The sequence below is a fragment of the Acinetobacter ihumii genome (assembly GCF_900625095.1).
Classification (GTDB): Bacteria; Pseudomonadota; Gammaproteobacteria; order Pseudomonadales; family Moraxellaceae; genus Acinetobacter; species Acinetobacter ihumii.
This window is the reverse complement of sequence record NZ_LR130760.1, coordinates 1,108,121-1,122,821: the sequence shown is the minus strand read 5'-3', so window position 1 is coordinate 1,122,821 and position 14,701 is coordinate 1,108,121. Positions and strand designations below refer to the sequence as shown.

Annotated in this window: 11 protein-coding genes; 5 read left to right on the top strand and 6 right to left on the bottom strand. The window is 39.0% G+C overall.

What is annotated here, in order from left to right; genetic code table 11:
• Nucleotides 1–70 precede the first annotated feature (70 nt).
• The 3 genes from E0D95_RS05275 to ahcY form a co-directional block, all read right to left on the bottom strand.
• Nucleotides 71–796, bottom strand: coding sequence for a 16S rRNA (uracil(1498)-N(3))-methyltransferase (locus E0D95_RS05275; protein WP_130802906.1), 726 nt, complete (start codon nt 794–796; stop codon nt 71–73).
• A gap of 34 nt (nt 797–830) precedes the next feature.
• A complete protein-coding gene (gene metF, locus E0D95_RS05270) occupies nt 831–1,667 on the bottom strand; it encodes a methylenetetrahydrofolate reductase [NAD(P)H] (RefSeq protein WP_130802905.1) in 837 nt (278 codons plus the stop codon).
• A 67-nt stretch (nt 1,668–1,734) separates the two neighbouring features.
• Entirely contained in the window at nt 1,735–3,117 is a 1,383-nt protein-coding gene (gene ahcY, locus E0D95_RS05265; RefSeq protein ID WP_130802904.1) for an adenosylhomocysteinase, read from the bottom strand.
• Between the two features lie 225 nt (nt 3,118–3,342).
• Here ahcY and E0D95_RS05260 point away from each other — a divergent pair, with 225 nt between their 5' ends.
• The 4 genes from E0D95_RS05260 to E0D95_RS05245 all read left to right on the top strand — a co-directional run bounded on the left by E0D95_RS05260 (nt 3,343) and on the right by E0D95_RS05245 (nt 8,661).
• A complete protein-coding gene (locus tag E0D95_RS05260) occupies nt 3,343–3,885 on the top strand; it encodes a cysteine peptidase family C39 domain-containing protein (protein ID WP_130802903.1) in 543 nt (180 codons plus the stop codon).
• 91 nt (nt 3,886–3,976) lie between these two features.
• Nucleotides 3,977–4,942, top strand: a complete 966-nt coding sequence (locus tag E0D95_RS05255; protein WP_130802902.1) for a DUF4424 family protein — start codon at nt 3,977–3,979, stop codon at nt 4,940–4,942.
• Nucleotides 4,943–5,156: 214 nt separating this feature from the next.
• Nucleotides 5,157–7,109 (top strand): oleate hydratase, encoded by a 1,953-nt coding sequence (locus E0D95_RS05250; protein WP_130802901.1) that lies wholly within the window; start codon nt 5,157–5,159, stop codon nt 7,107–7,109.
• A gap of 499 nt (nt 7,110–7,608) precedes the next feature.
• Nucleotides 7,609–8,661, top strand: a complete 1,053-nt coding sequence (locus E0D95_RS05245) for a sensor domain-containing diguanylate cyclase (RefSeq protein ID WP_130802900.1) — start codon at nt 7,609–7,611, stop codon at nt 8,659–8,661.
• 7 nt (nt 8,662–8,668) lie between these two features.
• On the opposite strand, the gene E0D95_RS05240 is transcribed toward E0D95_RS05245, so the two are convergent.
• The 3 genes from E0D95_RS05240 to lipA all read right to left on the bottom strand — a co-directional run bounded on the left by E0D95_RS05240 (nt 8,669) and on the right by lipA (nt 12,964).
• Nucleotides 8,669–9,061: a carboxymuconolactone decarboxylase family protein gene (locus E0D95_RS05240; RefSeq protein WP_130802899.1), complete on the bottom strand. Its 393-nt coding sequence runs from the start codon at nt 9,059–9,061 to the stop codon at nt 8,669–8,671.
• 79 nt (nt 9,062–9,140) lie between these two features.
• Complete coding sequence (locus E0D95_RS05235) at nt 9,141–11,627, bottom strand: acyl-CoA dehydrogenase (RefSeq protein WP_130802898.1); 2,487 nt, start codon at nt 11,625–11,627, stop codon at nt 9,141–9,143.
• Between the two features lie 323 nt (nt 11,628–11,950).
• Nucleotides 11,951–12,964, bottom strand: coding sequence for a lipoyl synthase (gene lipA, locus E0D95_RS05230; protein WP_130802897.1), 1,014 nt, complete (start codon nt 12,962–12,964; stop codon nt 11,951–11,953).
• A 199-nt stretch (nt 12,965–13,163) separates the two neighbouring features.
• On the opposite strand from lipA, the gene sthA reads away from it, so the two are divergent.
• Nucleotides 13,164–14,579 (top strand): Si-specific NAD(P)(+) transhydrogenase, encoded by a 1,416-nt coding sequence (sthA, locus tag E0D95_RS05225; protein WP_130802896.1) that lies wholly within the window; start codon nt 13,164–13,166, stop codon nt 14,577–14,579.
• Nucleotides 14,580–14,701: the final 122 nt, after the last annotated feature.

Genomic DNA, 14,701 nt, shown 5'->3' with positions numbered 1-14,701 from the left:
TAAGACGTTTGTTAATATGCTTCAAAGTTGTCATACCTGACACAAAAAATCAATGATTCTTTCTACAAAATCAGTCACCTTCTGACAAAAAATGGTGATTTAGAATCGAAAGTGCCACAATTGGAGCTGTTTCCGTACGCAGGACTCGTTCACCTATACACCAATTCACAAATCCATGTTGGTTGGCTAACATTATTTCATTTTCGCTTAATCCACCTTCAGGCCCAACTAATAATGCGATTTCTGACTGCGCATGCTGTAATACTTGCTGCAGTTGTTTTTCTGGGGCAAGAACTAATTTCGTCGCTGGAAGAGAGGATTTTAGCCACTCGTTTAGATTTACAGGTGCCAAAACTTGAGGGACACGATTCATGCCACATTGTTCGCATGCGGCAATCGCAACGGCTTGCCAATGCTCAATTTTTTTTTGATCACGCTCGTATTTTAAACGCATTTCACAACGTTCACTGGTGAGTAATTGAATAGTGCTTACCCCCAGTTCCGTGGCTTTCTGAATGGCGTAATCCATTCGATCACCTTTGCTCATGACTTGACCAAGTAAGGCTTTAAATGCAGGCGTTCGATCGACTGGATTAAAATGGTCGACCGATACAATCGCATTTTTTTTATTCATTTCTTTCAGAGTCACGGTGTATTCACCGCCTTGACCATGAAAGAAAATCGCCTGTTCATGAGGTTGAGCACGCAGTACCCGAATCCAATGATGGAAAACTGATTCGGGTAACGCTAAATCAGTTCCGACTTCAAGTTCTGTTTCAACATAAAAACGGTTCATTGGATTTTTGCTCTCATTTACAGCACAAACAAAATTAATTTAAGCCGAGATCAAGTACCAACTGTTTGGTTGGTTCGGTATTATTCATGGAGTAAAAATGCAAACTTGGTGCTCCACCTGAAATCAGACGCTCACACAACTTGAGTATGACTTCATGTCCAAAGGCTTTAATGCTTGCACTGTCATCACCATAGGCCTGGAGTTGCTTACGAATCCAGCGTGGAATTTCAGCACCCGTTCCGTCTGCAAAACGAATCAGATTACTGGCATTAGTGATTGGCATGATGCCTGGTGCAACTGGAATATGTATCCCTTGTTTTTGAAGGCGTTCAACAAAATAAAAATAGGCATCTGGATTAAAAAAGAATTGGGTAATTGCAGCATTCGCACCGGCATTTACTTTTTCTATAAACCGTTTGATATCGTGGTCAAAGCTTTCCGCTTGTGGGTGCATTTCAGGGTAGGCTGCGACTTCAATCTGAAAATGATCACCTGAATGTTCACGAATAAAACGGACTAGATCTTGTGCATAAGGTAGCTCGCCTAAACCCACTTGACCAGATGGTAAGTCACCACGCAAAGCAACAATTCGGTTAATCCCTTGCGCCTGATATAAATCTAACAGTTCAGCAATACGTGCTTTGTCATCCCCAATACATGAAAGGTGAGGCGCAACAGGCGTTCCTTTGCCATTAAAATCATGAATGGCCGCTAAAGTACGCTCACGTGTTGAACCACCAGCACCATAAGTAATCGAGAAAAACTCTGGATTGAGTTGTTGGAGTTCTTGATGAACCACACGTAATTTTTCTGCACCTGCATCAGTTTTAGGTGGGAAAAACTCAAAAGAAATAGGAACACGTTTTGTCATTTCAAATCCTTTTTAAAATTGCTTAGACATTAAAAAAAGGGCAGCATAAAGGGCTGCCCAGTTTTGTTTAATATTTATAAGCTTCAGATTTGAAAGGACCTTCAACAGGAACGCCTAAGTAATCGGCCTGAACTTGAGTCAATTGCGTTAAGACACCACCAAAACCAGCAACCATTGCCGCAGCAACTTCTTCATCTAGTTTCTTCGGAATCAGTTCAACACGGATTTTTGCTGCTTTTTGATCTTCTGGAAGATCAGCAAATTTTTCAGTAAATAAATGCATTTGACCGAGGACTTGGTTGGCAAATGAACCATCCATAATCCGTGAAGGATGACCGGTTGCATTACCCAGATTGACTAGACGGCCTTCAGAAAGCAGAACCAAATAATCATTTTCGTTTTCTGAACGATAGACCTGATGTACCTGAGGTTTAACTTCAACCCATTTGTAGCCACGAAGGTAGTTAGTATCAATTTCGGTATCGAAGTGACCAATATTACATACAACTGCACCCGCTTTAAGTGTATCGAGCATCGCAGCGTCACACACATGGTAGTTACCTGTGGTGGTAACAATCAAATCTGTGTTTTGTAGAAGATCAACATTGATGTCTTCTTTGTTGCCTGTTTGTACACCATTTTTATAAGGTGCAACAACTTCGTAACCATCCATACATGCTTGCATTGCACAGATTGGATCAACCTCAGTGACACGTACAATCATGCCTTCCTGACGTAAAGATTGCGCAGAACCTTTACCTACATCGCCATAACCAATGACTAAGGCACGACGACCAGACAGCAGCATGTCTGTACCACGTTTGATGGCATCGTTAAGTGAATGGCGGCAACCATATTTGTTGTCATTTTTAGATTTGGTCACAGAATCATTGACGTTAATCGCTGGAACTTTAAGTGAACCATCTTTCCACATTTCAAGTAAACGTGCTACGCCAGTCGTGGTTTCTTCAGTAATACCATGAATTTTTGCCAAAACATTTGGATATTTTTCATGAACAAGTGCGGTTAAATCTCCGCCGTCGTCCAGAATCATATTGGCATCCCAAGGAGTACCATTGATATTAATTTGTTGTTCTAAACACCAGACATATTCTTCTTCTGTTTCGCCTTTCCATGCAAAAACAGGAACACCACTTGCTGCAATGGCAGCCGCAGCATGGTCTTGTGTAGAAAAGATATTACAAGAAGTCCAGCGAACTTCTGCACCAAGTTCAACCAGTGTTTCAATTAATACCGCAGTCTGGATGGTCATGTGAATACAACCCAGAATCTTTGCGCCAGCTAAAGGTTTTGCTTGTGCATAACGTTGACGTAAGCCCATCAATGCTGGCATTTCTGCTTCAGCAAGTTTAATTTCTTTACGGCCGTAATCTGCCAGAGAAATATCGGCAACTTTATAATCTGTAAATGAAGCAGTAACCGCGTTCATCACGATCTCCTTTTATAAAACAAATATTGATCATTCAGTTCGCGGATGCCGTTGTTGATTAAAGATCAGAGCTTTAACCGAATCGTCGAGCCTAGCGGTTTCACATATATGCTTATGAAAACGTCGCAGCATCCCTCGACTAGTGGCGTATTGTACTTGGAAATAGGTATAGTGCCAACGCTGTTTTGTGTATGATTCGCATAAATATACAACGAGCTCAGTGTGATGGCTGTAAATATTCCCGAATCTTTATTAAATCTTGAAGCTAACTGCGGCGTTTTTGCGTTATGGATGTTGTTTCAACATCATGGCATTGAAATAAATATTGCTGAACTTATACAGGCAACTCAGCACGATGAAGAACACGGAACTTTTACGATTGCTTTAGCAGTTGCATTAAAAAACTTTGGGTTCGATGTATCTTTTTACACAGATCCTGATCCAGATATCGATGACAGTGAGCGTTTGACTTATCAGCAAGCCCAAGCTTTGAATATTCCAATACATTCGGCACTTAGTTATTTAGAAATTCAGACAGCAATTGAAAATGGAAAAATGGCAATCGTTGCTTATGACACCTTAGATGGTGTAGGCAATCAGTCGTTGGTCTATTCAATAGATAAACAAGACATTTGTTTTTTTGATAGTTTTGAGCCGATGCCTGCTGCTTTATTTGAGCAACAACGTGCTGCAGAAGGAATTTGCCGACAGGTCATTTTGATAGATGATCAACATATACAACCGATGCAATCGGTAAAAGTGAGCTAACAATCTCAAAAAAGACCATGAGATTTAAAGTATGATGAATAAATAACAGGAAAATGTAGTCTATTAAAAAGAGAATAAAGGGGTTTTCATAATGATTAAAAAGCTCATTGTTATTGGTTTATTCAGTATTTTAAGTTTTTCTAATGTACACGCCAATGATTCAACTGGATATGTCGCAACAGGTGGGGTTGAATATATTAAAAATCCTAATATTCAGATGCAAAAAGAAAATCTATTTATAAGTAAGCGGCAAATCCGTGTTGAATATGAGTTTAAAAACTTAACTTCTCATAATATTCAGGAAAACATCGTATTTCCCTTGCCCAAAGTTGCAAATTCACGTGAAAGCGATTTTGCACACACAGAAGCATTGATCAAAAGTTTTAAGGTCAAGGTTAATCAGCAGCCTGTGGATGTTGTAACACATGTCCGTGCTTTTTTATTAAATGTAAATCAAAAGGGTGAACTTGATTGGAAACGTGATTCTGTTGATGTTACTCAGGCATTAAAGACATGTGGTTTGACCGATCAGGAATTGATGAATCCGTGGACACAAAAACTGAATGATGAAGCGATAAATCAACGTATTTATCAATGCCAACAACCAATGATTCAAAAATTAATCAAACCCTATCATCAAGATGAACAAATCTATTGGGAAGCACAGATCATTTATAGTTGGCCACAAGTTTTTAAAGCGAATAGCGTGACAGATGTTCAGCATCAATATCAGCCATTGGTCGGTGGTTCAGTGTATCTTGATGATGAGGTTGCAAAAGATCATTGTGTTGATCAGAGTTTTAGGAATGCACTCAATAAAATGCAAAATAAAAATCCACCATATATGGGACTGAGTTATATTTTAAAAACATGGGCAAATTGGGCGAGTTCCATTAGAAACTTTAACATGCTTATCGAGCGTGATAAAAATGAATTGGTTTCGTTATGCTGGAAGGGAAAAATACAAAAAATAAATACGACTCAGTTCAAGGTTTCTGAAAAGAATTTTAAGCCTACTCAGAATATTGATATTATTTTTGTGCCAATATTGAAATAAAAATTCTACTACTTTGATAAATATTATTTTTATGACGAGAATTTAAACTCTGAATAATATATATGGTTAAACTTGACTTAAATACACGGATTTAAAAGTTGAAGTGCTGAAATACAAACTTAATACAGAACTTGGCTTAAAATAGCAGTTGATATGATCATACTAATAAGCTCATAAATAACATATTTCAGATAATAAATCCGAAGAGGAACTCATGAGTAAAATTACTTCAAAATTTGACAAGGTTCTTAATGCATCTACATTTTATAAAAAAATGGTTCATGAACCAGATTCAAGTACAGAAACCTACCAAAATAGGCCAGACATTACCACTCCTCCGGCAGACTATATCGGAAACTATCAGCGCAATAGAGGAATTGGTTCAGAAGAGTACAAGCAGAGTAAAATTTATATTGTCGGAAGTGGTATTGCTGGATTGTCCGCAGCATATTACTTTATCCGAGATGCGCAAATTCCAGCATCTAATATTGTTTTCCTAGAACATTTGCATGTTGAGGGTGGCTCTTTAGATGGTGCAGGTAATGCTGAAGAGGGCTTTCTCATTCGCGGTGGACGCGAAATGGAATTTGCCTATGAAAATATCTGGAACATTTTTCAGGACATTCCAGCGTTAGAGTTACCAGAACCTTTTAGTGTGCTGGATGAGTATCGATTGTTAAATGATAACGATCCAAATTATTCCAAAGCACGTTTAATTCATGAGCAGGGCAAAGTTCAAGACTTTAGTAAATTTGGTCTTACAAAAAAAGATCAACTTGCCATTGTTAAGCTTCTTTTAGCTAAAAAAGAAGATCTGGACGATGTCACCATTGAACAATATTTTAGCGAGTCTTTTTTGGCTTCAAACTTTTGGACACTCTGGCGTACTATGTTTGCTTTCGAAAACTGGCATAGTTTGTTGGAATGTAAACTGTATATGCATCGTTTTTTACATCAGTTTGATGGTTTTAAAGACATGACAGCATTGGTTTTTCCAAAATATAATCAACATGACACCTTCGTTAAACCTTTAGGACAATATCTAAAGAAACAGGGTGTTTCGATTCAATTGAATACATTGGTCAAAGATGTTGAGCTTGAAGAAAAAGGGCAGAAAAAAATTGTTAAATCACTTCTAATTGAAAAAGAGGGCAAAGAAGAAAAAATTAGTCTCGGAGATCATGATTTTGTAGTCATTACCACCGGTTCAATGACCGAAGATACTGCTTATGGAAATAACACTACACCAGCCGTGAGTCAAATTGATAACCAAAGTAGTGGGCAAAGTGCAGGTTGGCAATTGTGGAAAAATCTGGCAGCCAAATCTCCGGTTTTTGGTCAGCCAGAGAAATTTTGCAGCAATATTGAAAAATCATCATGGTTATCGGTGACCTTAACGTGTAAGCCTTCAGCATTTGTTGAAAAACTTAAAACCTATTCAGTCAATGATCCTTACTCTGGAAAATCCGTAACTGGGGGAATTATTACCATTACTGATTCAAATTGGCTCATGAGTTTTACCTGTAACCGACAACCGCATTTCCCTACACAGCCCGATGATGTTCTGGTACTTTGGGTTTATGCTTTATTTATGGATAAACAAGGCAATTATGTGAAGAAAACCATGCCTGAATGTACAGGCAATGAAATATTAACAGAGTTGTGTTATCACTTGGATATTCTGGATCAAGTAGAAAATGTGATTGAAAACACCATTACCCGCATTTCTTTTATGCCTTATATCACTTCCATGTTTATGCCACGTGCTAAAGGCGATCGTCCAAGAGTGGTGCCTGAAGGATGTAAAAATCTAGCACTGGTGGGACAGTTTGTCGAAACCAACAATGATGTTGTATTTACCATTGAAAGTTCGGCCAGAACAGGTCGCCTAGCTGTCTATAACCTGTTGAATATAGATAAGCAGGTGCCGGACTTATCACCACTCCAATATGATATTCGGCATCTTATTAAAGGCGCGAAAACTTTAAATGATGGTGGTCCATTTCCTGGTGAGCGTTTGCTACGCCATGTGTTAAAAGGCACTTACTATGAACATATTTTACCAACGCATGTGGATCAGCCTGAAGCAGAATCCTTTTTGGCAGAACAATTCGGATATTTTAAAGACTGGATTAGTTCGATCAAAGACAAAGTAAATAAAACCTGAAACAGTTGTCCTATGGGTTTTCATGACAAGACCCATAGGGCAATGATATGATGATAAGATTTAAATATGTGATATATTTCACATTTTTTAAGTTAAATTTAGATTGGAATATAGATTATTAATATTCGGTTTAAAGATATTTAATATTAAATGGAAAATATTTTATATTTAAGATTAGATTTATAAATTATGGAGAAAATGTGGAGTATATGTTTATTTGATTTTTTTGTCGTATCCTTTTTATTGTATTGAAATTAAAATATATATTTTCATCGCATTAAGAAGTTGAGTTCTTGAGTCAAGATAATAAGAAATGTAATAACAAAATAAAATGAGCATTGATTTATTCACGTATTTAAAAAATTGGTATATTAATGCATTATATTAAATTGAAAATAACGTTAAAATTAATTCAATCATGATTTTAATAAATGTTGCTCATGCAAAAGCATGATAACGAAGCCTTACAACGATAGCAATCCAGAAACGACATATGACCATGCCATATATAAAAGCGGATGAATCCATCTTACTTGAGCGCAGTAACCGCTATGTTTCTCGTATTTTTATCATGAGACAAATGGGCACGACGCTTTGTTTTCTTTCAATTTCAGCTGTTTTTCATTTTTTAAATTATCCTTTTTTCGTCTATATTCTTCTTGCTATCAATGCTTTTTGCTGGCCAGTCGTGGCTTATTTCTATGCAAAAAATAATTCTGATGCTGTAAAGACAACAAATTTGAGTTTGGTCATTGATGCGGCTTTGGGCGGCCTCTGGATTGGTGTTATGGCAATTAGCCCATTTCCATCCTTAATCATGATAGCTATTTTAGTGTCTGATCGTTATGCTGCGGGTGGGTGGGTTATTTTAAAACCCTCTTTGATTGCAATGTTAAGCAGTTTTTTTATCGTCTGGGCAATCCTTGGCTTTCAAGTCAATATACAGTTTGATCGCGCTATGATTTGGTTATCCTTACCGCTGGCGACAGTTTATATTATGTCTTTAAGTGTACTGACTCGAAATTTGGCCGTGCAACTGATTGATAAAAATCGTGAATTTGAACGTATTGCACTGATGGATCCGCGTTTGCATATTCCTAACCGCCGCTTATTTGAGCAGCGATTGTTATCAACTTTTATGCAAGCTCAGAGAAATCAAGCACAAGCACATCTGATGTTATTAGATGTCGATCATTTCAAATATATCAATGACACATATGGACATGAAGCAGGCGACTACTTTTTGTCAGAAATCTCTACAATTTTAAGGGGCATGATTGGACCCAAAGATATTCCAGCACGTTTTGGTGGAGACGAGCTCGCGATTATTGTGGTGGATCAAAGTGATGAAGAAATTTTGCAATTAGCCCAGAATATTTCAAACTGTATCAAGCAGATTCGTTTGCAAAGTGACCAAACATTTTTTGCAAGTATTAGTATTGGTATTGCATCTATAGAGACTGTTAAAACAGTCTCAGAATGGTTTAGTCTGGCAGATAAAGCGTTGTATTACATCAAGCGTAACGGTCGAGATGGTATTCAACTGCTATAGTTAAAATTTATTTAACCTGATTTTGTTGATATTCCTGAATCACTTCAAGTGCTGCACGAAATGCTTCTTGAGTGGCTGGTGCGCCACAATACGGTAAGCTATGTAATAGCGTTTCCTGTATCTCTTCGACCGTACAGCCATTATTGAGTGCACCTCTCACATGTCCTTTAATTTCTGTGGGTGCTTTTAATGCAGTCAGCATCGCAAGTGTAATCAGTGAGCGGTATTTGCGAGGTAATACACCTTCGCGTTGCCAGGTTGATCCCCATGCATGTTCATTAATCCAGTCCTGAAGGGGAGCTGTAAATGGTACGGTATTGTCTTGAGCGCGTTTGACAAAACTTTCGCCCATAACTTCAGTGCGAACTTTTAATCCATTTTCATAATCTTGTTGAGACATAGCGTTTCCTGTATCAGTAGCAAAATAAAAGCGTCTTGAGACGCTTTTATCATATTGAGTAAGTGTCTAATAGCTTACTTTAATCCAAAGCTGCTTCACCGGTAATGGGCATATGTGGATTTTCCAGTTCAAGATCTTCATTTAATTGCATGTCGAAGATGTCAGTCAACATGCTGTCGAAACGTTTAGCGTTATAAAGAATCAAGCTTTGCGCTTCTGATTCAGTGATAAAGCCTGTTGCAACCGCATCTGTGATATGTTCTTCAAAACTTAAACCTTTAAACTGATCTTTGGATTCAGCTTTTTTAAATTTATGCCACAAGGGTTCAATTTGAAGCAGCATTTGAAAAGCAGATTCCATGCGCCCTGTAACATCATTGGCATCTTGAGAATAATACACATGCTTTTTAAGCTGCTCACGGAACGGATTTTCCTGCATAATCAGCTCTGCAACTTCTTGTTTTAACTCATCACTCGGTTTCGCAATAGGTTGACCCAATGGAAAGCAAACAAATTTAACCAATGCTGCGCCCAGTTTGATTGGAAAGTTTTCAAACAACCCATAGAAAGCTTCCTGAACATTATATAGGGCTTTTTCTAGTGCTAACTTCGCATGTAATTGTTCAGCTTCAGATTTGGTTCCGTGTGCATAATATTTTAAAATTGAACTCGCAATAAAGAGATAAGCATGAATATCGGCCAAACGACCTGACAGCATTTCTTTACGTTTAATATCACCTGCGAGTAAACCCAGCGACATATCGGCAGTCAATGCTAAATTGGCACTTAACCGGTTGATGATTTTGTAGTATGGCTGTGTAAAATCATCGGAAATGACGGGTGCATCATTTGATCCACCAGTAAAACCATAAGCAAAGGAACGTGCGCCACGATTAAAGGTATAGCCCAGATGCTTAAACAAGATCTCATGAAATTGTTTTAAGGCGCTTGGTTTATCGTCCGATTGCAACAATTGAAGCTCGTTAAATAAATAAGGATGACAACGCATCGAACCTTGACCAAAAATCATGAGGGAGCGGGTGAGAATGTTGGCACCTTCTACAGTAATCGCAACAGGAATCGCTTGATAGGACAAGGCTAAAAAGTTACGTGGTCCAAGCTGAATCGCACGTCCACCCACCACATCCATACCGTGATTCACGACTTTACGCATGGTTTCAGTCGCATAGTATTTTGCCATCGCAGTCATGACTGCTGGTGTTCCTCCTTGATTCAGCCCACAAGTCACCATATAACGGAATGACTCCAGCATATAGGCATCACTGGCAATATCACTGGTCGCTTCTTGTACACCTTCAAATTTACCAACAGGAAGCTTAAATTGTTCACGGACTTTGGCAAATGCGCCGACAGTTAAGTAGCTCATTTCACCAGCTGCGGTGGAAAGTGCAGGCAGTGAAATACCACGACCAACCCCTAAACATTCCATCAACATGCGCCAGCCTTTACCTGCATTTTTAGGGCCGCCAATAATCCAGTCAATTGGAATGAACACGTCACGTCCTTCAACTGTACCATTCATAAACGGTGAGCCCGGATAATGACGTGGTCCAATTTCTACACCTTCGTGACTGGCTGGAATGAGGGCACAGGTAATCCCATATTCAGTTTTTGACGTGTCACCCATTAATCCATCAGGATCATATAATTTAAATGCTAAACCGACTACAGTTGCAATTGGAGCAAGCGTAATCCAGCGTTTAGAGAAGTTCATGCGTAGCCCAAGAACTTCTTGTCCCTCAAATTCGCCGTAACACACTACGCCAGTATCTGGAATTGCCCCTGCATCTGAACCCGCTTCCGGACTGGTTAAGCCAAAACATGGAATTTCCGTTCCTGCGGCTAAACCGGGTAAGTAGCGTTGTTTTTGTTCATCAGTACCGTAATGCATCAGTAACTCACCCGGTCCTAATGAGTTAGGTACCATACAACTGACAGCCGCTGTGAGTGAGCGTGAGGCAATTTTGCTCATGATGCGGCTTTGTGCAAATGAGCTAAATTCTTTACCACCATAAGATTTTGGAATAATTAAGCTGAGAAAACCCTTATCCTTAATAAATTGCCAAACATGATCGGGTAAATCTTTCGCTTTATGATGAATTTCCCATTCATCTAGCATCGCGCACAATTGTTCGACTTCATGATCAATAAAAGCTTGTTCTTCTTCTGATAATTGTGGAAAGGGATAGGCATTAAAAGTGTCCCAATTAGGCGCGCCTGTAAATAATTCTTTTTCCCACCAACTGGTTCCTGCTTCAAGGGCTTCTTGTTCTGTGGTACTAATACTCGGCATTGAGTTACCTAAAGTATTAAATGCAGGTTTAGTAATGAGGTTAAAGCGCAATGGATCAATCAGTATAATCAAGCTGATCAAAATGAGTGGAAGACCAAGTAATAAAGACCATGCGGTAAAAATAAAGGCAGATAAGACAGTCACAACGATGGTGACAATGCTTCCAACAGTTCGCGACAGACCAAAATAAAACACAGCCCAAATGGTGAATAGCTGTACCAAAATGGCAACGATAAACAGGAAAAAAGTCATACTTGCTCCTTTGAGTGTTGCACTTCACATCAAATCAATGTGTTAAAAGTGATAGAGAGAGGTTTAACTTTTTATTTTGATCAATGACGTATGCATGTCGTTATAGGAAAAATCTTTATAAAATGAGTAGCTTAATTTCCTAGTTGTATTGATCAAGCTAAAAAGTAATTTTTTGTTCTTCCTATAAATAGTGTATTTTTTCAGTTTTTCGGAGGAGAGTTAGGTTATTGATTTGTCACAAAAGGTTATTCTTGAAATTTTTGACTTTCTCATAAAAAAACCTCTCAATGATGAGAGGTTTTTTATTTTGAAGTTGAGTTAAATCAAGCTTCAATCGTTTGTACAGCGATTTTTTTAGCTGGATCCACTTTACGACGAACGGCTGGTACAGGCTCACCATAATATTGACGATCTGCAAAGTAACTTGAACGAACCATCGGCGCAGACCAGATATTACGAAAGCCAAGTTTGCGTCCGTGTTCTGCATAACGCTCAAATTCTTCTGGGCTGACAAAACGGTCAATAGGTGCATGTTGTTTGGATGGCTGTAAATATTGACCAATCGTGACATAGTCAACATCATGCGCACGTAAGTCATTCAGCAAAGAAATCACTTCTTCTTCAGTTTCACCAATCCCGACCATTAAGCCACATTTGGTTGGAATGTCAGGGCAATATTCCTTAAACATTTTAAGTAAATTTAATGAATGCTGATAATCTGAACCCGGACGCATGGCTTTATAAAGACGTGGCACAGTTTCGATATTATGGTTAAACACATCTGGCGGGCATTCAGTCATAATACGTAGCGCAATATCCATGCGGCCACGAAAGTCCGGAACTAAAATTTCTAATAAGGTGTTTGGACTTAAAGCGCGTGCTTCTTTAATACAATCGACAAAATGCTGTGCACCGCCATCGCGTAAATCATCACGATCCACCGACGTAATCACCGCATATTTCAGTTTAAGATTGGCAATCGTTTCCGCCATGTGACGTGGCTCGTCTGCATCAAGCGCATTTGGACGACCATGTGCCACATCACAAAAAGGACAGCGACGCGTACAAATATCGCCCATAATCATAAAAGTGGCTGTACCACCACCAAAACATTCTGGTAGGTTAGGGCAAGCTGCTTCTTCACAAACGGTATGCAGTTTTTGCGCACGAAGTGTAGTTTTGATACGTTGCACTTCTTCAGGCGCAGTCATTTTTACGCGAATCCAGTCGGGCTTACGCGGCACTTCAACCGTAGGAACAACTTTTACAGGAATTCGAGCAACTTTTTCTGCACCACGCAGCTTTACGCCCTGTTCTGGTTTACGGTTTTCAGACATAGTCAACTGTTCCACTGTGATTCGAGAGGATTTCATATGACTATTATAACGGACTTCGCTGTAAATTGGGCAAATTCACTATTCATTTAAAAAATGTCGTTATTCAAAGATATTGGCTTGAGAAATACATTATTGCACAGCATATTAGGCATAGTTTGTTATAAAATAGCACCATAACTAGATTGCACAGGAGCTTTAAATGCCACGTAAGAAAGAGGTCATTAGTGGGAATTTCGTTAGATATGATGCGGTAGTTCTCGGTTCAGGACCTGCGGGTGAAGGCGCGGCAATGAAGCTTGCAAAAGCGGGTAAGCGCGTTGCAATTGTGGATATTCGAGAGCAGTTGGGGGGTAACTGTACTCATGTAGGAACCATCCCGAGTAAGGCACTTCGACAAACCGTTTCCAGTATTATCCGTTATCAACGTGATCCGATGTTTCAAAAAGTAGGTGAGTGGAAAAAATTCACCATGAAACAAGTGCTGAGTCATGCACATCGTGTTATACAACAGCAAGTTGCGACACATACACGGTTCTATGACCGCAATAACATTGATGTATTTCATGGTCGTGCTTATATTCAGGATAAAAATACTGTCATCGTTTTTAACCCTGAAGGGGTTAAAGAGAGCATTGTATTTGATCAATTGGTCATTGCAACGGGTAGTCGCCCATATCAGCCACAAGGTCTTGATTTTAAACATCCACGTGTGTTTGATTCGGATAAAATTCTGGATCTGGATTTCACTATTCAAAAAATCATCATTTATGGTGCAGGTGTAATTGGCTGTGAATATGCCTCTATTTTTATTGGTTTAAATCATAAAGTTGATTTGATTAATACACAGCACAAGCTACTCAGTTATCTGGACGATGAAATCGCGGATGCCTTGTCTTATCACTTGCGTGAACAAGGCGTATTGATTCGTCATAATGAACAAATTGATCACCTTGAAACCCACGATGATTATGTGGTGTTACATTTACAAAGTGGTAAGAAAATTAAAGCTGATGCGATTCTTTGGTGCAATGGACGTTCGGGCAATACCGATGGCTTGGGACTTGAAAATGTCGGTGTGACGCCAAATAGCCGGGGTCAGCTTGCAGTGAATGAAAAATATCAAACCGAAGCTGACAATATCTATGCTGCGGGCGATGTTGTTGGCTGGCCTTCACTGGCTTCTGCGGCGTATGACCAAGGTCGCTGTGCGGGTGCCAACATGAGTGGTGAGGAAAATGTCAAACCTGTGACCGATATTCCAACCGGGATTTATACCATTCCAGAAATTTCATGTTTTGGTAAGACTGAGCAGCAATTAACGGAAGAAAAAATTCCTTACGAAGTCGGTCAGTCATCATTCCGTCACTTGGCACGTGCGCAAATCACAGGTGATACAGTCGGTGAGCTTAAAATTTTATTCCATCGTGATACTTTGGAAATTTTAGGCATTCATTGTTTTGGTAATAATGCTTCTGAAATTATTCATATTGGACAAGCTGTCATGCAAAGTCCAAATAATTCGATGAAGTATTTTATGGAAACCACCTTTAACTATCCAACCATGGCAGAAGCCTATCGTGTGGCAGCGTTAAATGGTTTAAATCGACTGTTCTAAGCAAGTTCATTAAAAAATATTCATGAAAAAAATCAAGCCCGTCAAATGACGGGCTTTTTTGCGATGACCCTTGATTCTTTTTGTTTTGTGTTTTTGTTTTTATTAAAGCAGACAAATTTGAT